Origin of the sequence: Streptomyces sp. NBC_00582 (assembly GCF_036345155.1) — a bacterium.
In the GTDB taxonomy this organism is placed as follows: Bacteria; Actinomycetota; Actinomycetes; order Streptomycetales; family Streptomycetaceae; genus Streptomyces.
The window spans coordinates 7,164,649-7,190,529 of sequence record NZ_CP107772.1; the positions used below are offsets into that span (position 1 = coordinate 7,164,649).

A 25,881-nucleotide genomic window follows, 5' to 3' on the forward strand; every position below is an offset into this window, starting at 1 on the left:
CAGGGAGACCAGCCGCACGAGCGCTGCGCAAAGGAGGCCGTCGTGAGACGAGTACGCCCTGGGGTGGCAGCGACCCGTGGGAGTACCGGCGCGTCGGGCGAGGAACGCACGCTCACCAGCGTGGCGGCGGGGGAGCGGTACGAGGGCCCGGCCGACCTGCCCCGGCTCTGGCACGTCACCCTCAGCGTCTCCGGCGAGGAGGCCCCGCTGGGGGAGGTCCGCCGCGCCCTCGAACAGCTCGCCCACGACCACCCCTTCCTCCTGACCAGCCGCTACGCGGGCGATCACGCGGAGATCCGCTACTGGGAGGAGGCCCGCGACCTCCACGACGCCGCCGCCGTCGCGCTGCGCCTGTGGGGCGAGCACCGGCGCACCTCCCGGCTTCCGCCCTGGGAGATCGTCGGCCTCGAGGTGATCGACCGCGAGACCTACCACCAACGCATCGCCGAGGGCTACGGCCCACCCCCGGCCAGCCCCGTCGGCGTCCACCCCTACTGAGACCTGCGGCCCCCGGGTGGGTGTCCGCGCTCCGGGTCGGCCGCCCCTGTCCTGTCGGGGCGCCCGTTCCGTCGGGTGCGTCTCGGTGTGTGGGACGGCTCGTGGACGGAGCGGGGCCCCTTTCGTGTGGCGCACTACCCTTCCCGTATGACCACGCTCTCACCGTACGACGCCATGTCCCCGGTCACCCGGGCCGCCTACCGTGCCAAGGCCGCCGCCGCCGACCTCGCGCCCCTGCCCCGGGCCGCCAAGGACGACGCGCTGCTCGCCATCGCGGACGCGCTGGAGGTCCGTACGAGTGAGATCGTCGAGGCCAACGCCAAGGACATCGCCAGGGCCCGCGAGGCCGGTACCGCCGAGTCCGTCGTCGACCGGCTGACCCTCACCCCGGAGCGGGTGCGGGCCATCGCCTCCGACGTGCGGGACGTCGTCGCGCTGCCCGACCCGGTCGGCGAGGTCGTCCGCGGCTCCACCCTGCCCAACGGCATCGACCTGCGCCAGGTCCGCGTCCCGCTCGGCGTCGTCGGCATCATCTACGAGGCCCGCCCCAATGTGACGGTGGACGCCGCCGCGCTCTGCCTGAAGTCCGGCAACGCGGTCCTGCTGCGCGGCTCCGCCTCCGCCTACGAGTCGAACACCGCGCTCGTCCGCGTCCTGCGGGACGCCGTCGGCGGCGCCGGGCTGCCCGCCGACGCGGTCCAGCTCGTACCCGGCGAGGGCCGTGAGTCCGTGCACGAGCTGATGCGCGCCCGCGGCCTGGTCGACGTCCTCATCCCGCGCGGTGGCGCCTCCCTCATCCAGACCGTGGTCATGGAGTCCAAGGTCCCCGTCATCGAGACCGGCACCGGCAACTGCCACGTCTACGTCGACGCCCAGGCCGACCTCGACATGGCGATCGACATCCTGATCAACTCCAAGGCCCAGCGGGTCAGCGTCTGCAACGCCGCCGAGACCCTCCTGGTCCACCAGGACATCGCCCCCGAGTTCCTGCCGCGCGCCCTGGACGCCCTCGCCGAGGCCGGGGTCACCGTCCACGCCGACGAGCGGGTCATGGCGTACGCCAAGGACTCCCGGGCGACCGTCGTGGAGGCCACGGCCGAGGACTGGGAGACCGAGTACCTCTCCTACGACATCGCCGCCGCCGTCGTCGACTCCCTCGACAGGGCCGTCGAGCACATCCGGCTGTGGACCTCCGGCCACACCGAGGCGATCGTCACCACCTCGCAGCAGGCCGCCCGCCGTTTCACCCAGTTGGTCGACTCCACCACGGTCGCGGTGAACGCCTCCACCCGGTTCACCGACGGCGGCCAGTTCGGCTTCGGCGCGGAGATCGGCATCTCCACCCAGAAGCTGCACGCCCGGGGCCCCATGGGCCTGCCGGAGCTGACCAGCACCAAGTACATCGTCACGGGCGACGGTCACGTACGGCGCTGACCCGGACGGGGTGCCGTGAAAGGCGTCTCATCTGGCGGATGAATTTCCGTACCGTCTGCCCAAATTGAACCCCCAGGTCTACTCTGGATCCGTGCCGGAGGACGTGGGGGGCACGCCGTTCCCTGACGGCTGGGAGCCCGACGACGACCACGACCGCGGGGTGTCGGACGAAGAGTTCGCCTCCGTGGTCTTCGACGAGGCCTTCGTACGGGCGGCCGTGGTACACGAGCCGTCCGCCGTGGAGCGCCTCCTGGCCGCCGCCGAGGCGAGAGCCGAGGCCTCGGAGGCGGAGGCCCGACGTGCCCGTGCCCGCGGCGACCGCTACGACGACGCGTACGGTCCCGGGGGACCCGGCGAATTCGGCCATGATCCCGACTTCGACGACCTGGACGACGACGACCCCGACGCCCACCACGGCCTCTTCGGGCCGTACGGCAAACAGGTCCGCTGGCACCGCCCCGTCGCCTGGGTGCTCGCCGTCGTCATGGGCGTCGGCATGGTCGTGCTGGCCTTCGCCGCCGTCTACCGGGGCTCCTCCGCCGGCAGCCGGGACCAGGTGCCGACGCCCGCCTCGACCGGGCTGGAGCAGGGCGGCACGGCGTCGCCCTCCGCCTCCGCCGCATACTCCCGGCCACCTGTCTCGGCGGTGCCCCGCACTCCCTGACGAGAGGGCCCGTTCGGCACGCCGAACCTGGTGAGAACCTGTCAGAACTTGTCGTGCGGCAGGGCGTTTACCCGAGCCCCGCGCGACCTACCCTGAAGGTATGGGCGGGCCTGGCGACCCACCGGAGGGGACACCCGAGGGAGCTCCCGGAGGTGGCGAGGACGAGTACCGATCCGTCGTGTTCGACGAATCGTTCGTCCGTGCTGCCCGGTTGCAGGAGTACTCGGCCCTGGAACGCATGGCCGACCACGCGCCCGCCGTACGCCGCCGCCCGCCCCTGCACCGCGGGCTGTCCCGGCAGGCCCTCGTCCTGGTCCTGCTGATCGCCGTCGCCTTCGGCACCGCGATCTACATGGGCGTCCGCAACCCGTACCAGAGCTCCGTGACGCGCCGGGCCGTGGATCCGCTGCGGATGACCGTCGTCCCCCTCGCCCCGCAGGGCCTCGTGCCCGGTCTGGCCGACTCCGAGGCGCTGTTCGCCCACAGCCCGGCCGCGCAGTTCCGGGTCGGCGCCAAGGGGATCCCGCTGCCCCCCGCCCGGCGCACCGCGCACTTCTCCGACAGCCAGGTCGTCACCGCCCTGATCACGGCCAAGGAGTATCTGGTGCGGTCCTCCCTCTACCCGGAGGTCCTCACCGGGCAGGAGGTGCAGCCGGTGCGCGGGCTGATCGATCCCGGACAGCTCGACCAGTTCGACGAGAGCTTCAGCCAGCCGGCGGCGGACGGGCGGCACGCGGCGACCGGCTGGCTGGTGCGCTTCGACCCCGCCCGCACCGAGCTGGCCGACCGCAGGATCCGCGTCCAGGGCACGCTGACGGCCGTCGAGACCGACTCGGCGACGCTGGAGGTCACCGCGGAGCACACCTTCGTCTACGCGGTGCGGCCGGCCGGCACGGGGGCGAAGGAGCAGGTCTCTCTCTTCACCGTGCGGCGTGAGCTGCTGTTCCGCTTCGACCGGGAGGATCTGCGGACCCGGCAGACACAGCTCGTCTCGGCGACCGTGCAGGCGGGGCCGCTGTCCTGTGCGGAGGACTCCACGAACCATCTGCGGCCGCTGATGGCCGGCCAGACCGCCAGGGCGGGCGGTCCGGCCGGGACGGATCCTTATGCGGACGGGACTGCGGTGGGGTTGTGCGGGGTGCTGGCCGCTGGGTCCGAGCCGAAGGTGTGAGCCGTTCTGGGCTGTGGGTCCGGTGGGGGCTGGTCGCGCAGTCCCCGCGCCCCTCAGGGGGCGCTTTCCGCCGGGGGCTCCTCGTCGTTCGGCGGGGTGCTCGTGAAGCCGTCGAAGCCCCGGCGGACTCGGCCGCCCAGGCCGCCCGCGCCGCCCGCTATGTCGGTGACCAGCTTCATCAGCGGGTCCTTGGAGGTCTTGATGTTGGTCGCGTAGTGCGAGGCGGACTCACGGAAGGAGTCGGAGACCGAGGCGTCCTTGTCCTCGTCGCGGCGCGGGTAGTGGCCGTCCATGATCCGCTGGTGGTCGCGGGACCCGGCCCACTTCTTCAGCTCCGCCGCGCGGACCGTGGCGAACGGGTGCGAACGGGGCAGGACGTTCAGGATCTTCAGGACGGAGTCGCGCAGGTCGCCGCCCGCCTCGTACTCCTCGGCCTGCTTCAGGAACGCGTCCACGTTCATCTCGTGCAGATGGTTGCCGCCCGCAAGCTTCATCAGGCCGCGCATCGAGGCCTTCAGGTCCTGGCCGACGAGGAGACCCGCGCGGTCGGCGGAGAGCTCCGACTTGCGGAACCACTCGCGCAGCGCCGTGACGATCGCCATGATCGCGATACTGCCCAGGGGGATCCAGGCGACCCGGACCGCCAGGTTCGTCAGGAACAGCAGGATCGTGCGGTACAGGGCGTGCCCGGACAGGGCGTGCCCGACCTCGTGGCCGACGACGGCCCGCATCTCCTCCTCGTCGAGCAGCTCGACGAGACCGGTGGTGACCACGATGATCGGCTCGTCCAGGCCGATGCACATCGCGTTCGGCTGCGGGTCCTGGTTGACGTACATCGGCGGGACCTTCTCCAGGTCCAGGATGTAGCAGGCGTCCCGCAACATGTCGTTGAGGTGCGTGAACTGCTGGTCGGAGACCCGCACCGAGTCGGACAGGAACAGCAGCCTCAGGCTCCGCTCGGGCAGCAGCCCGCTGAGTGCCTTGAACACCGTGTCGAAACCGCTCAGCTTGCGCAGCGCCACCAGGGCGGAGCGGTCGGCCGGGTGCTCGTACGCGCGCGAGGAGATCCCGGGGAACCGCTTGCGCTGCCTGCTCGGCACGTTCTCGGAGCCGTTGTTCTGGCGGCCGTCGTCGGACATGTACTCCCCCATGTGCGTCTGTGTGGCCCTCGTCGTGCGATCCGCCCTTTGCGGACCCTTGTGCGGCCCTTTGCGCCCCCGAAGCAGAGCCCAGCCTAGGCGGAGTTACCGTGGACGGGCACCACACCGAAGGAGTCCCGAACCATGGAGCAGTACCCCGCGGCCGTCTGGCTGACCGAGGCCGCCCGACAGCAGGGGGCGGGGAACCTTCTCCGTGTCGTACTGATCGTGATGATCCTGGGCTGTGCGCTCACCGCGTGGTTCCTGCTGCGGGGCTACAAGCGGAAGGACGACTGAGCCCGCGCGAAGGTTCCCGATGGCGGAGTCGGCGTGATCGCCGCCGAGCGCCCCGCTTACCATGGGCCGACATCTTTATCCCGCCCACACCGGATAGGTCGTCCCGAAGATGAGCCTTCACAGCGCCGCTGCCCAGCTGGTCACCCTCGCCGCCGAGGGCGAGGAGCACGGTGGCAACCACGAGAGCCTGAACCCCCTGCTCACCGGCGGTGGCGCGTTCATCATCCTGATGCTCCTGCTCTGGGTCACCACGCGCTTCAACCGCGACCGCTGAGGCACTCCGTGTTCATACCGGGGTTCATACCGCGGTGGATACCGGTGCACATCGGGCATCGGCGGGCCGGTGTCCTCAGGACGGGCCGGTAGGGTCTGCACGCATGGGAGAGCAGGACATGCCTACCGGCCCGTCGAACCCGGGCAAGCGCCGCCTGGGCGTCATGGGCGGAACGTTCGATCCGATCCACCACGGACACCTCGTGGCGGCCAGCGAGGTCGCCGCGCAGTTCCATCTGGACGAGGTCGTGTTCGTCCCGACCGGTGAGCCCTGGCAGAAGAGCCACCGCCGGGTCTCCCCGGCCGAGGACCGCTACCTGATGACGGTCATCGCGACGGCGGAGAACCCGCAGTTCTCCGTCAGCCGGATCGACATCGACCGCGGCGGCCCCACCTACACCGTGGACACCCTGCGCGACCTGCGGGCCCTCAACCCCGACACGGACCTCTTCTTCATCACCGGCGCCGACGCCCTCGACCAGATCCTGACCTGGCGCGACAGCGAGGAGCTGTTCTCCCTGGCGCACTTCATCGGGGTCACCCGGCCCGGCCACCACCTCATGGACCCCGGCCTGCCGGAGGGCGGCGTCTCCCTCGTGGAGGTTCCCGCGCTCGCCATCTCCTCGACGGACTGCCGTGCGAGAGTCGCCAAGGGCGACCCCATCTGGTACATGGTGCCGGACGGAGTCGTGCGTTACATCGACAAGCGCGAGCTGTACCGCGGCGAGTGAGCCGAGAGGGGTACCGGTGAACGACCGATACGACGCGGGGTACGGGACCGACCCGTACGAGCTCGTCGGCTACGACGAGTACGGGCAGCCGATCTACCGGCAGGTCACGCCCTCCCAGCCGCAGCAACAGGGCTACGACCCGTACGGGCAGCAGGGGCACCAGCACCAGCAGGGCTACGGGTACGACCCGTACGCCCAGGGGCAGCAGACGCCCCCCTACGACCCGTACACCACCGCGGCCCAGCAGACGGGCGCCGGCTACGCCCCGTACGACACGGGTACCGCCGCCCCCTACGACCCCTACGGGCAGACCGTCGCCGGCGGCCGGCAGCCCAGCGCCGAGCAGCCCCGTACCGCCGAGCAGACCGCGTACATCCCGCAGCAGGCCGGCCCGGCCGAGGACGAGGTGGACGAGCGGGCCGGGGACGGGGCACCCGAAGGGGACGGACGGGAGTACCACACCGCGCAGTTCGCGTTCGTGGAGGAGCCCGACGGCGACTCCGAGGACGTCATCGACTGGCTGAACTTCACCGAGAACCGCACCGAGCGCCGTGAGGAGGCCAAGCGCCGCGCCCGCGGCCGGCTCGTCGCCCTCGCCGTGGTCCTCTCCCTCGTCGCGGTCGGCGGCGTGGGCTACCTCTGGTTCGCCGGGAAGCTGCCCGGACTGTCGTCGTCCTCGGGCTCCAAGGCGGGCACCACCACCGCGAGCGCCGCCCAGAAGCGCGACGTGATCGTCGTCCACCTCCACAACACCTCCGGCGGCGGCACCAGCACCGCGCTGCTCGTCGACAACACCACCACCGAGCGGGGCACCACCGTCCTGCTGCCCAACTCGCTCGTCCTCACCGACACCGACGGCACCACCACGACCCTCGCCAAGTCCGTCGACGACGACGGCTCCGACGGCACCCGGGACGCGCTCGACACCGTCCTCGGCACCGACATCGAGGGCACCTGGCGCCTGGACACCCCCTATCTCCAGAATCTGGTCGACCTCGTCGGCAACATCGAGGTCGACACCGACACCGACGTGCCCGACCCGGCCGCCAAGAAGAAGGGCCAGGCGCCCCTCGTCAACAAGGGCGAGGACCAGACCCTCAGCGGCAAGATGGCCGTCGCCTACGCCACCTACCGCGCCTCGGGCGAGGCCCAGAACGCCCAACTGGAGCGGTTCGGCCAGGTGATGCAGGGCATCCTGCGCAAGGTGTCCTCCGACGCGTCCGCCGCGACGACCACCGTCCAGACACTCGCCCAGATCCTCGACCCCTCCCTCACCGACAAGGACCTCGGCACCTTCCTCGCCAAGCTCTCCGACCTCGCCAAGGGCGGCGCCTACAAGACCGCCCTGCTGCCGGTCCAGGCCGACGGCACGCTCAGCGCCGAGGACAGCGCGAGCGTCGTCAAGGACGTCCTCGGCGGCACCGCGAAGAGCCCCGACAAGGACGCCGCCGTCAGCGTGTCCCTGCAGAACGCCGGCGGCACCAAGTCCGACACCGAGGACGCGCGCGTGGTGCTCCTCAACGGCGGCTTCACCTTCCTGGACGGCGGCACGGCCTCGGCCGCGCAGGCCACCTCCCAGGTGCTGTACGCGGACGCCGCCGACAAGGAGAACGCCACCGAGGTCGCCAAGACCCTGGGCCTGCCCACCAGCACCGTGAAGAAGGGCAAGGTCGCCGGGAACGCGGACGTGTCGGTCGTCCTCGGCCGGGACTACGAGCCCTCGTCGTCGTAGCGGCACTTAATCGCGTGGGGGGCCGTCGGCGGTCCGTGAGACCCTTGAGGGCAAACGACCGCCGACGGAAAGCCACGCAGTGACCGCCACCGACCGCTCCATCGAGCTCATCACCACCGCCGCCCAGGCGGCTGCCGACAAGCTCGCGCACGACATCATCGCCTACGACGTCAGCGACGTGCTGTCGATCACGGACGCCTTCCTGCTGGCCTCCGCGCCCAACGACCGCCAGGTCAAGTCGATCGTCGACGAGATCGAGGAACGGCTGCAGAAGGAGCTCGGCGCCAAGCCGGTGCGCCGCGAGGGCGACCGCGAGGCCCGCTGGGTCCTGCTCGACTACGTCGACATCGTCGTCCACGTCCAGCACAGCGAGGAGCGTGTCTTCTACGCCCTGGAGCGGCTGTGGAAGGACTGCCCCGAGCTGGAGCTGCCCGAGGACGCGCAGGCCACCAAGGGCAAGGCCGCGGAGTACGCCAAGCTGCGGGCCGAGGAGGACGACACCGCCGAGTTCGGGGACCTGCGGTGAGCGCCCCCGGCCGGGGCCGGCGCGTCATCCTGTGGCGGCACGGCCAGACCGCGTGGAACGTGGAGCGCCGGTTCCAGGGCACCACGGACGTCGAGCTGACCGGGACCGGTGTGGCCCAGGCCCGCCGCGCCGCCCGGCTGCTGGCCTCCCTCAAGCCGGACGCCATCGTCGCCTCCGACCTCTCGCGCGCCGCGCGCACGGCCGCCGAGCTGGCCGCGCTCACCGGCCTGGAGGTCACCCACGACGAGGCCCTGCGCGAGACGTACGCGGGCGAGTGGCAGGGGCTGACCCACGAGGAGATCGTCGCCCGGTACGGCGAGGAGTACGCGGCGTGGAAGCGCGGCGAGCCGGTCCGCCGCGGCGGCGGCGAGCTGGAGACCGAGGTCGCCGACCGTGCCGCGCCCGTGGTCCTGCGGCACGCCGACAAGCTTCCGGAGGACGGGACGCTCGTCGTCGTGAGCCACGGCGGGACCATCCGCACCACCATCGGCCGTCTCCTCGGCCTGGAGGCGCACCACTGGGAGAGCCTCGGCGGCCTCTCCAACTGCTGCTGGTCCGTCCTCGGCGAGGGCGCCCGCGGCTGGCGGCTGCTCGAGCACAACGCCGGCACCCTGCCGGAGCCGGTGCTCGGCGACGACGACTGAGCGGCCCGGGGCGGGCCCGGCCCCCGGATTTCACTTTCCGGCAGGTCGCAGGCTAGAGTTCTTCTTGTTCGGCCCGCCGGAGCGGGGAGAACAGATGGGGCTATAGCTCAGTTGGTAGAGCGCCTGCATGGCATGCAGGAGGTCAGGAGTTCAATTCTCCTTAGCTCCACAGCGACGGGATCCCGTCCGATCGGTCGATCGGACGGGATCTTCGCGTTCAGCGGGCCATCTCCTCGTGGTACACGCTGCGCAGCCGGCTGCGGGCCCGGGTGAAGGCGCTCTCCGCCGACTTGTACGTGATCGCCAGGGCCGTCGCCGTCTCGGCGGTGCTCAGCCCGCGCGCCCGCGCGAGCAGCACCTCGCGCTCCCGCCGGCCCAGCCCCGGCACCTGGGTCAGCAGCCACGCCCCCGCGGCCCGTTCGCAGGTGCGGAACTCCACCTCCGAGCCGGTGTCCGGATCGGTGCGGTGCAGCAGATGGGCCCGGCCGGCGAGCCGGCGGTCGCGCTGGGCGCCGCGCTGATGGTCCACGCACAGCCGCAGAGTGATCGTGGTGAGCAGCGCGGCCACCCGGGACTCGTCCAGCGCCTCGAACGTGGCAGCGCGGATCATGGCCTCCTGGACACAGTCCTCGGCGTCCGCCGAGCGGCCCAGCCGGGCCTTCGCCAGGCGCAGCAGCCGCTCGCGCTCGGCGAGCACCAGGGCCCAGCGGCGGTGGTCACGGTACTTCTCGGTGCCAGTGTCGTCGGTGCAAGTGTCGGACGACGTGCGCGTCACAGCAGCTCCCGCAGGCGAGGTCGTGGTCGTGAGGACACCCTCGGCGGGCGCGGTGGCGGAAACCTTGACGCATTCATGCGCGCGTTCTACGGGCGTGGAGGACGTCGTTCAGTGAAAATCAAGAAATGCCTCATAGTGACGATGTTCGTTCGTCAGTACGAAGTCGATGCTTCGGGGCGCGACGATCAGAGACAGCGCACACCCGGGGGAGTGGCAGCGTGGTTCTTGTTCAGTTGTTGGGGCCTGTGGAGTATCGGGCCGCGGGGGAAAGCGCGGTGGAACTCGGACAGGCGCGACAGCGTTGCATCTTTGCAATGCTCGCCGTAAGTGCAAATGAGGTCGTCATGCCCGACGAACTCATCGACCGGGCCTGGGGCGCCGAACCGCCGCAGTCGGCGCGGAACATGATTCATTCCTATATATCCAGGCTGCGCGGCGCCCTGGAGAACAACGGAAACGAACAGGAGGGACAGGAAGCCACCATCCGCCGCCGCAATGGCGGTTACACCCTGGAAGTCGACCCCGACTGCGTCGACCTGCGCCGCTTCCGCCGGGTCGTGGCGGCCGCCCGGGCCACCGAGGACCCCCGCACCGCCGTGGGGCTCTTCCGGGAGGCGCTGGGAGCCTGGCAGGGCAGGGCGCTCGGCGGGCTCAAGGGCGAGTGGGCCGAGCGGACCCGCCGGCTGCTCGAACGGGAGCGGGTGTCGGCCCTCGTCGAATGCCATGAGGCCGAGCTGCGGCTCGGGGACCACCTCGGGCTCCTCGACGAACTGCATTCGCTCGCCGACCAGCACGCCGACAACGAGCTGGTCATCCGCAACCTCATGACGGCGCTCCACCGCTCCGGCCGGCGCGCCGAGGCCGTCGAGGCGTACGAGGCCCTGCGCCGCAGGCTCGCCGACCGGCTGGGCGTGGATCCGGCCCCGCAGACCCGGGAGCTGCACGCCCGTATCCTGCGCGGCGACCGGGAGGTGGTGCCCGCGCAGTCGGCCGTCGAGGCGGCTCCGACCGTGCCGCGCCAGCTCCCGCGGGGGATCCGCTGTGTGGGCCGGGAGCAGGAGCTGGCCATGCTGGACGGGTTCGTCACGGCGGACGACGGCCGTCCGCCCGTACGGGTCATCGAGGGACCGCCCGGGATCGGCAAGACGGCCCTGGCGGTCCAGTGGGCCCACCGGGTCGCCCACCGCTTCCCGGACGGCCAGATCTTCGTGGCCCTGCACGGCGGCAGCGGCGAGCGGCGGCAGGCGCGCCCGCTGCTGACCGGCCGGACCACGGCCGTGCTGCGGCAGGTCGAGCCGGTAGCCGTCCCGGTTCCGGGCCCGCGCACGGTGCGGGAACGGGAGCGGGCGCCGTCCGCCGACGACGTGCTGCGGTCCGTGCTGCGCAGCCTCGGGGTGACCGTGCCGCGCGCGGAGAGCGATCCGGTGGGGTTCGGGCAGCAGGTCTTGCGGGATCTGAGGGTGCTCGTGGTGCTCGACGACCTCGCCTCGGCCGATCAGCTGGCGGCACTGCTGCCGGGCCCGTCCGCGGGGGCGCTGCTGGTCACCACCCGCGACGACGGCCGCCTCGACGGTCTGGGCGGCCTGCGTGCCGTACGGCTGCGGGAGCTGAGCGCCCAGCAGGCGCGGCGGATGCTGGCCGGGATCCTCGGTGAGCGCCGGGTGGCGGCCGAGCCGGTGGCCGTGGCCCGGATCATCGAGCTGTGCCACCGCACTCCGCGGGCGCTGAGCGAGGCGGCGGAACAGGCGCTCGTACGGCCGTGTCTGCCGCTCGCGGACCTCGCGGAGGCGATGGCCGCCGGGGCCGTCGGGCCCGGGTGACCGGCCCGGCGGACGTCAGCGGCGGGGGACCGCCAGGGCGTCGAAGAGGAGGCGCAGTTCGGTGAGGCTCGCGTCGAGGGCCTGTTGCTGGTCCTCGGCGCGGGCCACCGCCATCGCCGCCTCGCACAGGGCGCCGTAGAGCAGATGCGTCAGGGACGTCACGGAGTGCGGGGCGATGTCGCCCTTCTCCGTGGCGCGCCGGACGCCCTCCTCCATCATCTTCACGCAGCCGGTGTTGATCTCCCGCATCTCCTCCGTGCCGAGCGCGCCCGGCGCGTCGAGCAGGTTGATGCGCTGGACGTCGGTGGCGAGGACCTCCACCAGGAAGGCCCGCGCGCCCACGTACACGGCCTCCCAGGAGTCCGGCTCGGCGGCGTCCAGGTAGGCCTCGGCGACGATGTGGGCCAGCCGGTTCTGCTCCCGCTCGTACACGGCCCGGAAGAGATGCTGCTTGCCGGAGAAGTGGTGGTAGAGGGCGCCCTTGGTGAGATGGGCGGCCTCGACGACGGCGTCCAGCGACGTCGCGTTGTAGCCCCGCTCGGCGAAGAGCGTGCGAGCGGCGCGCAGCAGTTCCTCGATGGTGCCGTCGGACCGCTCACGCTGCGTCAGACGTGTTCTCGTACGAGTCGTGGGCATGTTCACACTTCCCGGGTCGGACCGCCTTCAGCTTGGCCTTCCAGGTTACACGCACTTTCATTCCAACCATACGTATGTGTTCCGGTCGATACCGGTACGGCTCAGCCGGCGCCGACGCGGGCGGTGAAGCGCAGCACCCGGTGCCAGGCGTCCGCCGAGGCGTCGGCGTAGGCGTCGCGCTGGGCGTCGAAGAAGCTGTGCGGGGTGCCCGGGTAGGTGACGACCTCGTGGTCGACGCCGGCCGCGGCCAGGGCCTCCTCGAAAGCGCTCACATGGGCCGCCGGGATGCCCGGGTCGTCCCCGGCCATCAGGGCCAGCACCGGGGCGGCCAGGTCGGCCGCCCGGCGGGTCGGTCCGGGGGAGCCGTCGGGCCCGTCGGCGGGCCAGCAGTAGAAGCCGATCACCCCGGCCAGATCCAGGCCGCCGGCCGCCGCCATCACCGCGAGCCGGCCGCCGATGCAGAACCCGGCGGTGAGGACGGCGCGCGCGGCGCCGCCCTCGTCGGAGCGCAGATGGGCGACGGCCGCGGCCAGGTCGGCGTAGAGCTCACGAGGGCTGAGTTTGGCCATGTGCTGGGCGTACGGGAAGTCCTTCGCCCGCTTTCCGACGCCCGCCGTCCGTCCGTAGTAGTCGATGACCAGCGCCCGTACCCCGTTCTCCGCGAAGCGTTTCGCCAGCTCCGTGTAGAACCCGTAAAGGCCGCGTACGTCGGGAAGGATCACGACGGCCGTTCCGGTGCCGCCGGCGGGGGCCGCGGAGAAAGCGGCGAAGGTGTTGCCGTCCTGTGCGGTCAATTCCAGATAGCCGCTCTCGATCACGGCATCCGGAATCTGCGGTACGGGTGGAACGGCGTCTTCGTCGAAGCACATGGGCCGGGGGCCTCCGTCGCGTTTGTTTCTTTTTTGTTTCGGGTCGTGCGGGATTCTTGAAAAGAACGGGTTTTCTACGGCTCGATCTCGTCGAGTCCGAACGGAACCCGGAACGGGGGCACACTCGTGCCCTCGATCCGGTACCGGTTCCACAGATCGGGTTCGGTGATACGGCCCGCCGCATGGCCCTCGGCCGTGCGCAGTTCCACTCCGGCGCTGCGGTCGCCCACCAGCCGGGTCAGCTCCTCGTGCGCCTCCAACCGTCCGTACCAGCGGTAGCGGCCGTCGAGCGGCTGGAAGCCGCCGGTCAGCGTGGCCCGCAGGGTGAACTCCGTGCGGCCCTCCACGACGAGCACCGCCAGACCCTCGTAACCGTCATCTTCCACCGTCAACTCCCTTGAATCTAGGCGTCCTTGAGCCAACCGGCCTCGCGCCACACCTTCTCCGAGCGGCCGCCGATCAGACCGAGCGACTGGTAGTAGGGGGCGATCCGCTCGGCGCCGTAGCCGCCGTTGGCCTTGCTGATCGGGTTGGAGCGGCCCGCCTCCACGGCCGCCTTCGGGTCCAGGCCGGCGCGCTCGTACATCAGCGGGTTGTAGCGGTCCCGGCGGATGGACTTGACCACGGCGGCCAGGAAGTTGCGCAGCAGCTCAAGCCGCCGCTTGGACAGCGTCGGGACGAACCGCTCCAGCTCGGTGCGGGCGAAGCTGATGTGCCGGGCCTCCTCCACGACATGGATCCGGGCCACCGTGCGCACCAGTGGCTGCACCGTCTCGTCGGCGGCCTGCTCACGCTGGAAGCGGTCGAAGAACTCCTCGGTGAGCAGCAGCATCGCCCACAGCGCGGGCACCGGCGCGAACGTCTTCAGCAGGAGCCCGCTGCGCTGGGTCTTGGGGTTGAGGGGATAGAACTCGGTCCCCGTCTTCTCCACCAGCCGGGCGAACATGATCATGTGGCGCACCTCGTCCGCCACCTCCGTCAGGGCGAACTGCACCTGAGGGCTGGTGATGTCCCGCTTGTAGGCGTAGCGCGAGACCAGGTGCAGCAGGATGTGCTCGGTCCACACGCCCGCCGCCAGCGACGACGCCAGCTCCTCACGGCTGAGCAGCAGCTTCTGCTCCAGGCTCAGCGAGTCGTACAGCTCCGTCCCGTACAGCGAGATCCGCTTCTCGGGAAGGAACCACTTGCCCTCCTCCAGGGGCTCGTCCCAGTTGACGTCGACGCGCGGGTCGTAGGAGTGCCGGGCCGACGCGATGAGCAGCTGCGCGGCCTTCTTGGTCTGCCGGACCAGGGGGTCCTCCGAGCGGCGGCCCGGACGGTCGGTTGCGGTGGTCATCGGGGCTCCTCAGTCCTGTGTGGGCTGGGTCGGATGGGAAGGGGTGTCCGCCGAGACGAGCTGGTGCACGTCCACCGTGATCTGCTCCCGGACCGGCCGGCCGGCCAGGATCTCCACCACGTAGCGGGCCGCGAGCACACCGAACTGGTGCGACGCGTAGACGAGCTGGGGAACGCTGTAGTCGGGTTCCGAGCGGTGCGCGGTGACATCGGCGATCAGATCGGCCGGGACGATCTCGCGGGGGATCACCCTCAGCAGCAGCGTCCACAGGGCGTCCTCGGCGATGTCGTCCTCGGCGATCGCCCCCGCGAGCGGGACGGACTCGGTGCGGTAGTCGTAGTGGCGCACGTGCTGGGTGCCCGACAGGTCGTAGCCGGAGACCACGGGCAGCCGGCGGCGGGCCGCCGCGACATGCAGGGCGTACTTCGCCCGCCAGCCGCCCAGGGTGGTGACGTCCACGCCGTCGACCACCACGTCCACCCCGTCCAGGAGCAGCTCCGGGGCGTCCGGGCGGATCCCGGCGGTGTCGACGCGGATCCCGGCGTACGGGTTGACCGACCGGATGCGCTCGGCGGCCACCTCCGCCTTGTTGCGGCCGATGTCCGTGTGGCCGGCGCTCTGCCGGTTCAGGTTGTTGAGCTCGTACGTGCCGGGCTCGGCGAGCACGAAGTTGCCCGTGCCGAGCCGGGCCAGCGGTTCGACGGCCGCGCCGCCCGTCGAGCCGCACCCGGCCACCAGGACCGTGGCGGTGCGCAGCCGCTCCTGCACGGGGGCCGGGATCAGGCCGCGGTTGCGTTCGGTGAGGGACCGGTAGTACGACTCCGGGTCCTCGGGGACGTCGGCGGGGACCGTCGGCGCGGGGGCCGCGGTGGTGGTGCTCATATCCTCACCCTCCGGATCTCTCCTGAGACCTGGCCGACCAGCTGCTGGAAGCCGGCCAGCGGGTTCGTCGCGTCCAGCGCGCGGGACAGCCAGCCCACGAGCTGCTGCAGTTCCTCGCCGTGCGGGACACGGGCCACGAACGGCTTCACGACCGCGCGTTCCACGTACGCCGGGAAGAGCAGGTCGTCCTTGGGCAGGCAGGGGCGGGTGCCCTCGATGACGGTGATGTCCTTCAGACTGCGCGTCAGCCGCCGTACGGCCAGGCCCTCCTCGCCGTCGCCGACCAGGAGCCTCGGCTGCGGGGACAGACCGGCGAGCGTCGTGTAGAAGCCGAGCATCAGCTCCAGGGACAGCCGCAGCCGGCGGGCGGGGGAGGTGTCGCGCTCCGAGGGGCGCTGCATCAGCCGCTTGACCTCCCACACCTCGTGGCTCGTCACCGGCTCGTCCAGGGGCACGTGGTCGAAGAGGTTGATGCCGTGGGCGACCTCGCAGGGGAACCGGGCGCGGTCCGGGTGGGTCACGGGCAGCGGGGCGGGGTCCGTGGTGCCGATCACCGACACATAGCGCAGGATCGCCCCGGACCGCTCCTCCATGCCGATGAGGTGGATCTCCTCGCCGTGGCCCACGCCGAGCGGCTCCGCGAACAGACCGCGCGCGAAGGCCACGCGGTCGCTGGCGAAACGGGACCTGAGGTACTGGGCGAGCCGGAAGCCGTAGATCGCCAGCCGGTAGCGCTCGGGGAGCCGGGACTGCGGCACCGCGAGCACGGTGAGGCCGTCGGGCCTGCGGGCGAGGTACAGCGGCTCGGTCTCCTCGGGCAGCCCCGCGAAGCTCATCCGGTCGTGCAGCGCCAGCACGTGCGCGACGTACCGGGCACGGCGGGCGTCCTCTCCCGGAACCGGATCCCCACCGACCGCCCTTCCGCCGGCGACGGTCGGGGCACTCATACCGACACCTCCCTTCGACCGGCGGCCCTCGGCAAGGACGCGGTCTCCGCCGGGCCAGAACCCGACTCTCGGCCCGGGGCCCGGTCGGCATTCGGCTCTCGGGCCGGGTGCTGGCCCGAGGCCGGGTCCGGGTCGGGCTCTCGGGCCGGGTCCAGGCCCAAGGCCGGGCCCGGGTCCGGGTTCGGTTCTCGGGCCGGATGCAGGCCCGAGGCCGGGTCCAGGTTCGGCCTTCGGTCGGGGTGCAGGTCCGAGGCCAGGTCCAGGTCCGGCTCCCGATCCGGGGCCCGGTCCGACTTCGGCTCTTGGGCCGGGGTCGGTTTCGAGCCCCGTTCTCGGTCCGGCTTCGGTTCCAGGTTCGGCGGCAGGTCCAGGACCAGGCCGGAGAAGCGGGCCGTCGTGGCCAGGGTGGCCTCGATGTAGCGGGTGGCGGAGAGCGTGGCGGCGGCGCGGGCACCCGGGCCCGAGAGGCCGGCGGCGGCCCGGGGTCTGGGCGGCGGGGGCGTCGTGGGGGGTGGCGTGGTGGGCCGGGGGCGGCGGGGCGTCGTACCGCCTGGTGTACGGCCCGTCGTGCGGGCCGGGGTCACAGCCGTCGTCCGTACAGGGCGCCGGTGATCGCCAGGGCCAGGACCTCCGGGGTGCCCTCGTAGATGCGGGCGCCGAAGGACTCGCGGACCAGCTTCTCCACCGCGTGGTCACGGCAGTAGCCGCGGGCCCCCACGATCGACATCGCCTCCTCGGCCACCTCGATCGCCGCGCGGTCGGCGAACAGCTTGGCGACGGCGGGCCCGTAGACGGGCGCCGGCAGCATGTTGTCGGCCTGGTAGGCGGCCTGGAGGTACAGCAGCCGCGAGGCCTCGATCTTCGCGGACATCTCGGCGAGCTTGCGGGCCGTGAACTGGTGCTCGTACAGCGGCTTTCCGGCCTGCACCCGCTCGCCCGCGAACTCCTTGGCGATCTCGAAGGCACCCCGGGCCACCCCGGTGGAGATCGCGGCGACGATCGAACGGGCCTGGTTGGACTGGAGGGTGAGGTAGTTCCAGGCACCGCCCTCGCCGAAGGCGATGTTCTCCTCCGGCACCCGGACGTCCTCGAAGTGGAGCGTGGTGCCCAGGCAGGCCCGGTACCCCATCTTGTCGGCGACCGCGCCCCGGGTGACGCCCTCGCTGTCCAGCGGCACGATGAACACGGTCAGCCCGGTGGCGCCCGGGTTGCCCTCGATGTTGGCGAACACGGCCGCCCACTCGGCGACCTTGCCGTTGGTGATGAAGCGCTTGACGCCGTTCAGGACGAAGTGGTCGCCGTCGCGGCGCGCCGTCATCACGTCCTCGGCGAGCTCCGCGTGCTCCGGTATCAGCAGGTCGCAGCCCGCGGTCTCCTCGGTGATGGCGTTGCAGGCGAGGACCGGCTTGTCGCCGAGGAACGACGGCAGGAACCGGGCCTGGAGCTGCTGGTCGCCGGAGAACAGCACCGACGTCTGGCCGAGCAGCGAGGCGCCGAAGATCAGCGCGGTGCTGGCGCAGACCGACGCCAGCTCCTCCATGGCGACGGCCACGCCGAGCACGCCCATGCCGCGTCCGCCGAACTCCTTGGGCGTGGTCAGCCGCAGCAGGCCCAGCCGGTGGCCGGCCTCGACCATCTCCCAGTCGAAGTCGTCGGCCGGGGCGAGGTCGTTGTCGAGAACCCGTGGCTTCACCACGGTCTGCGCGAACTCGCGCACTTCGTCACGGAGTTCCTCGACCTCGGGCGGCAGCCGGAACATCGAGGGCATCGCCGCCGCGTCGAGGGCGCGCAGATCGGACAGGGTCGGGGCGTTCGGAACGACGGTCGTGGTGGTGGCGATCACAGTGGTCCGCTTTCTGTGGTGGCGGGCGATCGGGTCGTCGGCGGCGGGCGTGCGGGTCAGGAAGCGGCGGGCGCCAGGGCGAGCCGGGCGTACTCGCGCCCGAGCACCGGCAGATAGTCCGCGAGGGAGCGCACCCGGGCGACGGGGCCCTTGACGACGAGACGGCGGGCGACGATGGCACGGGTCACGCCGAGCTGTCCGAGGAGGACGAGGTGCAGCGCCTCGGCCTGCACCTCCAGACGCAGGCTCGCCGGGTGCGGCGCGCCGTCGTGCACCCCGTCGGAGTCCAGCAGGAAGGCCGTGTCGGCGGCCCCGGTGACGACGAACTGGAGCGAGAAGTCGCGCTCCTTGAGCAGGGCGGCGAACTCGGCGTCGGCGAGGGCCGCGCGGAAGGCGTCGATGAACAGCTGCGCGTCCTGGACGGTCACAGTCGTACTGCCTTTCGTGAGGTCGTTGCTGAGGTTGATTCCGGGGGTGTTGCTGAGGCCGGGCGGGGGGCGGAGCCGTCGGCCAGGATCAGTTCGGCCGCGCGTTCCGCGAGCATCACGGTCGGCGCGTGCGTATGGCCGCGGGGCAGGGAGGGCAGCGCGGAGGCGTCGACGACCCGCAGGCCGGCCACGCCCCGCACCCGCAGCGCCGGATCGAGCACGGCCTCGGGGTCCGCCCCCATGCCGCAGGTGCCGACGGGGTGGTACAGGGTCTCCGCGTGGGTCCGGGTCACCGTGTGCACCGTCCCCGGGTCGGGATCCAGTGCGCCCGGTGTCAGCGGCCTGCCGAGCCGGGCCGCGAGCGCGGGCCGGGTCAGGACGTGCTGGGCCCGGTGCACGCCCTCGGTGAGGACGCGCAGGTCGTCGCCGTCCGGGTCGGAGAGATAGCGCGGGTCGATCACCGGGTGGGCCGCCGGGTCCGCCGAGGCGAGCCGGACCGTGCCGTGGCTGCGGGGCCGCAGCAGGACCACGCCCAGCGTGACGCCATGGGTGCGCGGGGCCTTCCCCTGGTCGAGGAACGGCACCAGCATCCACACGAACTCCAGGTCCGGCGCCGCCAGTTCGGGGTCGCTGCGCAGGAACGCCACGGCCTCCGCGAGATTGGACGTGAGCCGCCCGCGCCGGCCGCGCAGGAACTCCCCGATCTCGCCCTGCCGGTCGGTGACACCGGGGGTGACACGGCCGTCGGCCTCGAAGGCCAGGGGGACGTAGAGGTGGTCGGCGAGGCGGTGGCCCACCCGCGGGGAGTGCGCGTGCACCCGGATGCCGTGCCGGCGCAGCTCGTCCGCGTCGCCCACGCCGGACAGCATCAGCAGCTGCGGCGAGCCGATCGCCCCCGCCGCGAGGACGACCTCGCCCTCGGCGCGTACGACGAGCGGTCCGTCGGGCGTCGTGCAGGCGACGCCGACCGCGCGGCCGTTCTCGATCAGGATCCGTTCGACGCGGACGTCCGTGAGGACGCTCAGGTTCGCCCGGCGCGAGGCGGGCCGCAGATATCCGTCGGCCGCGCTCCACCGCCGTCCCCCGCGCTGGGTGGCCCGCACCGGCCCGGCCCCCTCAGGCTCCAGCGGCCGCCCGTCGTCCAGCGCGGGCAGCCCCGCCTCGGCGCAGGCGGCCAGGAACTCGGCGGTGGCCGGACTCGGATCCCGCAGGTCCTCGATCCGAATCGGCCCCCCGGAGCCGTAGCCCCGCCCGCCGACCCCATCGGAGTCGGCGCCGCCGGAACCCGAGCGGTCCTCGGCGCGGGTGAAGTACGGCGTCACCTCCGCCGCCGACCAGCCCGCGCAGCCCTCCTCCTCGGCCCAGCCGTCGAAGTCCGCGCGGTGGCCGCGGGTCCAGATCTGGGCGTTGAGGGAGGACGAGCCGCCGAGCGTGCGGCCGCGGGGCCAGTTCAGGGCGCGGCCGTCGAGGCCCGGCTGGGCGACCGTACGGTAGCCCCAGTCCGCGGGGGAGCCGAACAGGGCAGGGAACGCGGCGGGGATGCTGATCTCGGCGCGCCGGTCCGGGCCGCCGGCCTCGATCAGCAGCACCTCTCCGTCGTCCCCGGCGCTGAGCCGGTCCGCCAGCACACAGCCGGCCGAGCCCGCGCCGACGACGATGTGGCGTACCGTGCGGTCGCCGCCCATCAGTTCGTCCGGTCCGAGATCCGGGCGCCCAGGGCCTTCACGATCTCCGCCGCGAGGGCGGCGTGGCCCTCCATCGCGAAGTGGATGCCGTCGGCGCTCATCAGGTTGGGCCGCAGCCGCACCGGGTGGTGCCACATCTCGATCAGCACGGCGTCGTGCCGCCCCGCGACCGCGCGGATACGGTCGTTCAGAGCCGCCGTACGGTCGCTGAAGACCGCCAGCTCCGGTACCGACTCGAAGACGTTGGTCACCGTGAACGAGAAGATGTCCGCGCCCTGCGCGCGCAGCGCCCCGTACATGGCGTCCAGGTCGGCCTCGACGCCGTCGAGGTCCGGCTCGGCGTCGAACAGGTCGTTGCCCCCCGCCGCCACGTTCACGAGATCGGGCTTGAAGGCCAGGACCCGCTCCAGTTGCTCGGCGCGCACCTCACCGGCCCGTTTGCCCTTGACCCCGGTGTTCAGATAGCCGAAGTCGGGCTTGCCGGCGCTGAGCGCGGCCGAGATCCGCTCCGGCCACGGCACGGTGGCGTACCCGGGGCTGGGATCGCCGAGCCCGGCGGCGAAACTGTCGCCGATCACGGCGAACCGCTGCCAGGGCGCCCCGCGCAGCAGCCGGACGGACTCGTCGTGCGAGAGCGCCAGCGGGTCGTCCGCCTCACTGCGCAGATCGTGGGTCGTCATCTTCTCGTGGTACCTCTCTGGGATGGGTGGATCAGGCGGCGTCGCTCGGCACCGCCTGCTGCTGGTCGACGAAGTCCTCGATGTCCTTGACCGTCGTGATGTCGGGCGTGCCGCCCGTGCCGAGGTCGACCAGGGCGAACTCCTGCTCGATGCGGAGCGAGAGCTCGATGACGGCGAGCGAGTCGTAGCCGAGCTCCTCGACGAGACGGTCCTCGGAACTCGCCTCGCGGGCGCCGAGCGGGCTCATCTCCCCGACGATCCGCCGGACCTGCGCGCGCAACGTGGTGCTGTCCATGTCCTCTTCGTCCCTCTCTGCTGGTGGTGTGGTGGTCCGGTGGTTCGTCAGGCCGCGGCGGCGCGGATCGGGTGCGGGGCGTTCCAGCGCTCCTCGTAGGCGTCGAGGGCGGTGTCGATCGCGAGGTCCCAGGCGTCGCCGGCCTTCTCCACCAGGTGCGGCAGTCCCACCAGGCGCAGCTGCTTGACCAGGCGCTCGCGGGCGATCTCGACGCTGCCGCGCAGCTGGGCGGCGCGGCTGAGCAGGGCGACGCGGATCGCCGGGGACGGGTTGTGCCGGGAGGGGCCGATCAGCACCCAGGCCGCCGCGCCCAGCGACTCGAAGTGCGCGTCCTCCACCACCTGGGCGAAGCCGCCGGCGACGCCGTCCTGGGCGGCGCGCAGCCCGAAGGAGACATGACGCGACTCGTCCCGCGTCACGTTCGTCAGCCCTTCCTCCAGGGCGTCCAGCTTCAGCCGCTTGGCGAGGAAGCGGGTGGTGCGCAGCGCCGTCGCCGCGAGGACGCCCTCGGTGATCAGGTGGTAGTAGACGAGCGCCCGGTACCAGGACTCGCGGTCCTCGTGGTCGGCCCGTACCGCGTCGGTCGCCCGGGTGAGCACCGGCGCGAACACCTCCGCGTAGTCGGCGCCGTCCTCGGCCTCGTCGAGGGAGGCACCGCACGCGTCCTCCAGATACGTCTGGAAGAACCGCACGTGCCGGGCCTCGTCGGCGAGCTGCGTGCACAGGAAGATCCGGTCGTCCTCGGTGGGCGGCGCGTCGATCAGGGCGCCCAGGGTGTGGGTGACCGTGACCTCGCCCACCTCCAGCTCGGCCAGCGAGCCGAGCATCTGGGCGCGCGAGAAGGGGCTGAGCGCCTGCCAGGTCGCGGCGTCCCCGGCGGGGGCGACCTGGGCGACGGCCCACTGCTGGCGCTCCCAACGGCGGTACAGGTCGGCGGAGTTCGCCAGCCGGCCGCGCTGTTCGGCGGTGGCTTCGGGGGCCGTCTCGGTGACGTCGAGAACCAGCCCGGCGGTCGTGACGCTCATGTCGCTGCCCCATCCAGGTGTGTCGCGGTCGGTTGCGGTGCCTTCGGTGGTGCCGGGCGGTGCGTCGGGTGCGTGGAGTGGAGTACGTCGCCCGCGAGGGTGCCCTCGGCGGCCTGACGCCACAGCAGCCGGCGGCGCGGTTTGCCGCTGGAGGTGCGCGGGATGGTGCCGCGGCGGGCCCGGACCACGGTCACGTCGACGGTGGTGTCCAGGGCGGAGCGCAGGACGCCGGTCACGGCCTCCAGCCATGCCTCGCCGGGCGCCTCCACGACGACGACGGCGCCGGAGCGTGCGTCGCGGGTGCCGAGCGCCACCGCGCAGCGGCCGGGCGGCACCCCCGGCAGCGAGACGAGCGCCGCCTCCACGTCCTCGGCGTGCACCTTGCGGCCGCGGACCTTGAGGCTGTCGCCGATCCGCCCGACGACGTACAGCTCGCCGTCGTACAGGAACCCGGCGTCGCCGGTGCGCAGTCCGTCCTCGCCGAAGGGCTCGCTCGCCGCCGGATCGGGCGACTGGTAGCCGTCGGCCACGGAGGTCCCGCGGACCCGGATCTCGCCGAACGTGCCGTCGGGCAGCGGTGCGCCGTCCTCGTCGACGACGTCCACGGCCGTCTCGGGCACCGGGGTGCCGCAGCCGGCGATCCAGCGCGCGGGGTCCTCGGGGCGGTCGACGCCGAGCACGCCCGTGTCGGTGACGGTCACCGGCGCCCCGGTGGCGAGCGGGCCCGCCGTGCGGACGATCCGCGCACCCGTTCCGGGGCGTACGCCGGTGACGGCGAGCGTCGTCTCCGCCATGCCGTAGCAGGGGGCGAGCGCCCGGGAGTCGAAGCCGTACGGGGCGAGCTTCGCGGCGAAGTCGGCGACCACCCGCGCGTCCACGCGCTCGGCGCCGCTCATGGCGACCCGCCACGCCGAGAAGTCCGTGCCCGCCAGCTCCTCCTCGCGGACCCGCGAGGTGGCGTATCCGTAGCCGAAGTTGGGGGCGGTGGTGATGGTCACCCCGTGCCGGCCGTGGCAGTCGAGCCAGCGGGCCGGGGAGCGGATGAAGTCGACCGGGCTCATCAGCCACAGGTCGATCTGGGCCACGACGGAACCCAGGAACGTCCCGATCAGGCCCATGTCGTGGTACAGCGGCAGCCAGGACGAGCAGGAGTCCTCGCTGTTCACGCCCAGCCAGCCGTGGATGGCGCGGACGTTGGCGGTGAGGTTCTCGCCGGTGACCCGGACCCCCTTGGGGGTGCCGCTGGAACCGGACGTGAACTGCAGCAGCGCGAGGTCCGCGGTGCGGCGCGCCAGGGATCCGGCGGCGGGCAGCTCGGCCGGGTCGGGCAGCACGAGGGGTGTGCCCGTGCCGGCCTTCGCGCACGCCGTGGCGGCGAGCGGGGCCAGGGCCGCGTCGGTGAGGACGGCGGCCGGTTCGGCGGCGCCGAGGACGGCGGCCGCGTGCTCGGTGAAGGCCTCGTGGCCGCCGAAGGTGACGGGCGAGGCGATCGGGGACGGGGTGGCCCCCGCGTACATGACACCGAGGAACGCCGGTACGAAGGTCTCGGGCTCCTCGATCAGCAGGGACACGACGCCTCGGGTGACGCCGTTCGCGTGCAGGAAGGCGGCCGTGCTGCGGGCCGCCTCGGCGATGCCGGCGTAGGTACGCAGGTGCCAGTCGCCGTTTCGGTGGTAGTGGATTCCGCGCTCGGGTGCGGGGGAGTCCAGCCAGTCGAGGACTGTGTTCATCAATTCCCCTCATGAACCGATGGGCTCTCGTCCTGTGTTACGGGCTGGTAGGGCCGCCCCCTCGTGGGAAATCCGGGAGTTTCGGAAGCGGTGTCGTACGGGAACGCGCTGGGCGGGGCCGCGGGTCCGAGACCGCGGCCCCGCCCGGGACCGGCCGCGGCCGCGGGGGGTGTGGGTCGCGGCCGGTGGGGGAGGGTGAGCCGGGGTCAGGCCCGGTCCACCGCGGGCGTTCCGTCGGCGGCCTGCGCCGCGGCGGCCTTGGCGGCGGCCTCGGCCTGCGCCTTCATATAGGCCTGGATCTGCCGCTGGGTCTCGGCGATCTGGGCCATGGACTTCTTGGTGAACAGCCAGAGCGCGGGCACCGCGGAGGCGGCGATGAAGATGCCGGCCAGCAGGAACGCGTCCAGGTACGGATCGGGGGTGCTCAGGTCGCCGGCCGCGAACACCGCCGCCATCGAGGCGACGCCGACGGATCCGCCGAACTGGCGCGCGGTGGTGTTCATCCCGGTGCCGGTGGCGAACTTCAGCGGGTGCACGGAGATGGAGGCGGCGGTCGTCACGCTGGTGAGCGCGGCGCCGATCACCGCTCCGCCGAGGGCGCCGTACGGCAGCCACAGGGCCAGGAACTTCTCCTCGCCGCCGAGGCCGTAGTACGCCCAGAAGCTCAGTCCGAGGAAGGCGAGCGCGGAGACGACGATCACCGGCCGCTGCTTCTCCGGGGGCACCCGGCGGCCGACCGAGATGGCGGCGACGGCGGAGAGCACGGCGCCCGGGGTGACGGCGAGACCGGCCTTGAGCACGGAGTAGTGCCAGATCGTGGTGAGGTACAGCGGGCCGGAGAGGAACCAGACGAACAGCCCGGCGCCCAGCAGGAACGAGGTCAGGTTGGCCGCCGCGAACATCGGGGTGCGCCACAGCTCGGTCTCCACCGCCGGGGCCTCGTGGGAGCGCGAGCGCAGCAGCGACAGGGCCACGAAGAGGACGCCGGCGCCGATCCAGATCCAGGTCTTCGCCGCGTCCCAGCCCCAGTCGCCGCCCTTGGTCAGACCGATGACGATGCCGGCGATGCCGAGGGTGATGGTGGCGGTGCCGAGGAGGTCGGGCAGCTTGGAGTCCTCGACCGCGCGCTTGGGCAGCTTCAGTCCGGCCGCGATCACGGCGAGGCCGATCGGGACGTTCAGCACGAACACGGCGCGCCAGTCGATCTCACTGACCAGGAGACCGCCCAGCGAGGGTCCCGCGGCCGCGGCCATGGAGCCGGCCGCTCCCCAGATGCCGATGGCCTCGGCGCGTTTCTCGGCCGGTGTCTCGGACAGGACGAGTCCCAGTGCGGCGGGGATCATGCCGGCCGCGCCGATGCCCTGCACGGCGCGGGCCGCGATGAGGGTCTCGACGTTGGGGGCGAGGGCGCAGGCCAGCGAGGCGGCGCTGAAGACGCCGAGCGACCAGAGGAAGAGGTTGCGTCGGCCGAGGATGTCGGCGAAGCGTCCGGCCGGCGTCAGCAGGGCCGCGAAGAGGATGCCGTAACTGGTCACCACCCAGGTCAGGTCGGTCACGGACTCCTTGGGGAAGTCCTCGTGCAGGGCCGGGAAGGCCACGTTGACGATCGTCGTGTCGAGGAAGGCCATGAACGTGGCTGCCGACGTCAGCAGCAGCGTCTTCCCCGCGCTCGACGGCTCGGCGCGAGACGCAAGCGTGCCTGAGGTCACTGTCGATCCCTCCAACTAACTACCCACAAACATTCCTTGGGTATGTGAGTACATACCGTAGGTATGTAGTTGTCAAGCGGAATCCGTGCGCAGGGTCGCGGCGGTGTCACAG

27 protein-coding genes and 1 tRNA gene are annotated in these 25,881 nt (G+C 72.1%); 12 read left to right on the forward strand and 16 right to left on the reverse strand.

All coding sequences use genetic code 11. The annotated features are described in order from the left end of the window. The first annotated feature begins 42 nt into the window (after positions 1–42). The 4 genes from OG852_RS32430 to OG852_RS32445 all read left to right on the forward strand — a co-directional run bounded on the left by OG852_RS32430 (position 43) and on the right by OG852_RS32445 (position 3,767). Positions 43–498: a hypothetical protein gene (locus OG852_RS32430; RefSeq protein WP_133911674.1), complete on the forward strand. Its 456-nt coding sequence runs from the start codon at positions 43–45 to the stop codon at positions 496–498. Between the two features lie 147 nt (positions 499–645). After that, on the forward strand, positions 646–1,932 hold the full coding sequence (locus OG852_RS32435; protein WP_133911675.1) for a glutamate-5-semialdehyde dehydrogenase: 1,287 nt from the start codon (positions 646–648) through the stop codon (positions 1,930–1,932). A gap of 91 nt (positions 1,933–2,023) precedes the next feature. Further along, positions 2,024–2,596 (forward strand): SCO2584 family spore wall biosynthesis protein, encoded by a 573-nt coding sequence (locus OG852_RS32440; protein ID WP_166663479.1) that lies wholly within the window; start codon positions 2,024–2,026, stop codon positions 2,594–2,596. A gap of 100 nt (positions 2,597–2,696) precedes the next feature. Beyond that, positions 2,697–3,767: an SCO2583 family membrane protein gene (locus tag OG852_RS32445; RefSeq protein WP_330349820.1), complete on the forward strand. Its 1,071-nt coding sequence runs from the start codon at positions 2,697–2,699 to the stop codon at positions 3,765–3,767. Between the two features lie 53 nt (positions 3,768–3,820). Here OG852_RS32445 and OG852_RS32450 read toward each other — a convergent pair whose 3' ends face one another. Next, positions 3,821–4,906, reverse strand: coding sequence for a M48 family metallopeptidase (locus OG852_RS32450; protein WP_330351536.1), 1,086 nt, complete (start codon positions 4,904–4,906; stop codon positions 3,821–3,823). A 144-nt stretch (positions 4,907–5,050) separates the two neighbouring features. Here OG852_RS32450 and OG852_RS32455 point away from each other — a divergent pair, with 144 nt between their 5' ends. The 7 genes from OG852_RS32455 (at position 5,051) to OG852_RS32485 (ending at position 9,278) form a co-directional block, all read left to right on the forward strand. Beyond that, complete coding sequence (locus OG852_RS32455; RefSeq protein WP_166663480.1) at positions 5,051–5,203, forward strand: hypothetical protein; 153 nt, start codon at positions 5,051–5,053, stop codon at positions 5,201–5,203. Between the two features lie 109 nt (positions 5,204–5,312). Then, positions 5,313–5,477 (forward strand): hypothetical protein, encoded by a 165-nt coding sequence (locus OG852_RS32460; RefSeq protein WP_166663481.1) that lies wholly within the window; start codon positions 5,313–5,315, stop codon positions 5,475–5,477. Between the two features lie 103 nt (positions 5,478–5,580). Beyond that, positions 5,581–6,207, forward strand: coding sequence for a nicotinate-nucleotide adenylyltransferase (nadD, locus tag OG852_RS32465; protein WP_133911678.1), 627 nt, complete (start codon positions 5,581–5,583; stop codon positions 6,205–6,207). Positions 6,208–6,223: 16 nt separating this feature from the next. Further along, complete coding sequence (locus OG852_RS32470) at positions 6,224–7,939, forward strand: LCP family protein (RefSeq protein WP_330349821.1); 1,716 nt, start codon at positions 6,224–6,226, stop codon at positions 7,937–7,939. Between the two features lie 79 nt (positions 7,940–8,018). Then, positions 8,019–8,465: a ribosome silencing factor gene (rsfS, locus tag OG852_RS32475; protein WP_133911680.1), complete on the forward strand. Its 447-nt coding sequence runs from the start codon at positions 8,019–8,021 to the stop codon at positions 8,463–8,465. After that, entirely contained in the window at positions 8,462–9,109 is a 648-nt protein-coding gene (locus OG852_RS32480) for a histidine phosphatase family protein (protein ID WP_133911681.1), read from the forward strand. Before rsfS ends, OG852_RS32480 begins: the two co-directional genes overlap by 4 nt. A 96-nt stretch (positions 9,110–9,205) precedes the next feature. Continuing rightward, positions 9,206–9,278, forward strand: a tRNA-Ala gene (locus OG852_RS32485). A gap of 48 nt (positions 9,279–9,326) precedes the next feature. Here OG852_RS32485 and OG852_RS32490 read toward each other — a convergent pair. Continuing rightward, a complete protein-coding gene (locus tag OG852_RS32490) occupies positions 9,327–9,884 on the reverse strand; it encodes an RNA polymerase sigma factor (RefSeq protein WP_133911682.1) in 558 nt (185 codons plus the stop codon). Between the two features lie 125 nt (positions 9,885–10,009). Here OG852_RS32490 and OG852_RS32495 point away from each other — a divergent pair, with 125 nt between their 5' ends. Then, positions 10,010–11,704, forward strand: coding sequence for an AfsR/SARP family transcriptional regulator (locus OG852_RS32495; protein WP_330349822.1), 1,695 nt, complete (start codon positions 10,010–10,012; stop codon positions 11,702–11,704). 15 nt (positions 11,705–11,719) lie between these two features. Here the strand turns inward: OG852_RS32495 and OG852_RS32500 are convergent, their stop codons facing one another. The 14 genes from OG852_RS32500 to OG852_RS32565 all read right to left on the reverse strand — a co-directional run bounded on the left by OG852_RS32500 (position 11,720) and on the right by OG852_RS32565 (position 25,769). Next, entirely contained in the window at positions 11,720–12,340 is a 621-nt protein-coding gene (locus tag OG852_RS32500) for a TetR family transcriptional regulator (protein ID WP_133911684.1), read from the reverse strand. Positions 12,341–12,441: 101 nt separating this feature from the next. After that, the gene (locus tag OG852_RS32505) at positions 12,442–13,209 is read right to left on the reverse strand and encodes a dienelactone hydrolase family protein (protein WP_133911685.1); all 768 of its coding nucleotides are present in this window, start codon (positions 13,207–13,209) and stop codon (positions 12,442–12,444) included. A gap of 74 nt (positions 13,210–13,283) precedes the next feature. Next, positions 13,284–13,595 (reverse strand): DUF4873 domain-containing protein, encoded by a 312-nt coding sequence (locus OG852_RS32510; protein WP_330349823.1) that lies wholly within the window; start codon positions 13,593–13,595, stop codon positions 13,284–13,286. A 17-nt stretch (positions 13,596–13,612) separates the two neighbouring features. Continuing rightward, positions 13,613–14,545 carry an AurF N-oxygenase family protein gene (locus OG852_RS32515; protein WP_133911687.1) on the reverse strand — a complete coding sequence of 311 codons (933 nt, stop codon included), beginning with the start codon at positions 14,543–14,545 and terminating at the stop codon, positions 13,613–13,615. A 9-nt stretch (positions 14,546–14,554) separates the two neighbouring features. Next, positions 14,555–15,427 (reverse strand): ThiF family adenylyltransferase, encoded by an 873-nt coding sequence (locus OG852_RS32520; protein WP_133911688.1) that lies wholly within the window; start codon positions 15,425–15,427, stop codon positions 14,555–14,557. Beyond that, a complete protein-coding gene (locus OG852_RS32525) occupies positions 15,424–16,374 on the reverse strand; it encodes a hypothetical protein (protein WP_133911689.1) in 951 nt (316 codons plus the stop codon). The genes OG852_RS32520 and OG852_RS32525 overlap by 4 nt, the downstream gene beginning before the upstream one ends. 580 nt (positions 16,375–16,954) lie before the next feature. Then, positions 16,955–18,217 (reverse strand): acyl-CoA dehydrogenase family protein, encoded by a 1,263-nt coding sequence (locus OG852_RS32530; RefSeq protein ID WP_133911691.1) that lies wholly within the window; start codon positions 18,215–18,217, stop codon positions 16,955–16,957. Between the two features lie 56 nt (positions 18,218–18,273). Then, positions 18,274–18,645: an SCP2 sterol-binding domain-containing protein gene (locus tag OG852_RS32535; protein ID WP_133911692.1), complete on the reverse strand. Its 372-nt coding sequence runs from the start codon at positions 18,643–18,645 to the stop codon at positions 18,274–18,276. Then, positions 18,642–20,330 (reverse strand): GMC family oxidoreductase, encoded by a 1,689-nt coding sequence (locus OG852_RS32540; RefSeq protein WP_330349824.1) that lies wholly within the window; start codon positions 20,328–20,330, stop codon positions 18,642–18,644. Before OG852_RS32540 ends, OG852_RS32535 begins: the two co-directional genes overlap by 4 nt. Continuing rightward, positions 20,330–21,010 (reverse strand): SGNH/GDSL hydrolase family protein, encoded by a 681-nt coding sequence (locus tag OG852_RS32545; RefSeq protein ID WP_330349825.1) that lies wholly within the window; start codon positions 21,008–21,010, stop codon positions 20,330–20,332. The genes OG852_RS32540 and OG852_RS32545 overlap by 1 nt, the downstream gene beginning before the upstream one ends. 31 nt (positions 21,011–21,041) lie before the next feature. After that, on the reverse strand, positions 21,042–21,305 hold the full coding sequence (locus OG852_RS32550; protein WP_133911695.1) for an acyl carrier protein: 264 nt from the start codon (positions 21,303–21,305) through the stop codon (positions 21,042–21,044). A gap of 47 nt (positions 21,306–21,352) precedes the next feature. Then, positions 21,353–22,330: a ribonucleotide-diphosphate reductase subunit beta gene (locus tag OG852_RS32555; RefSeq protein WP_166663483.1), complete on the reverse strand. Its 978-nt coding sequence runs from the start codon at positions 22,328–22,330 to the stop codon at positions 21,353–21,355. After that, positions 22,327–24,060: an AMP-binding protein gene (locus OG852_RS32560; RefSeq protein WP_133911697.1), complete on the reverse strand. Its 1,734-nt coding sequence runs from the start codon at positions 24,058–24,060 to the stop codon at positions 22,327–22,329. The genes OG852_RS32555 and OG852_RS32560 overlap by 4 nt, the downstream gene beginning before the upstream one ends. Before the next feature lie 206 nt (positions 24,061–24,266). After that, a complete protein-coding gene (locus OG852_RS32565; RefSeq protein ID WP_133911698.1) occupies positions 24,267–25,769 on the reverse strand; it encodes a DHA2 family efflux MFS transporter permease subunit in 1,503 nt (500 codons plus the stop codon). Between the last annotated feature and the right edge of the window lie 112 nt (positions 25,770–25,881).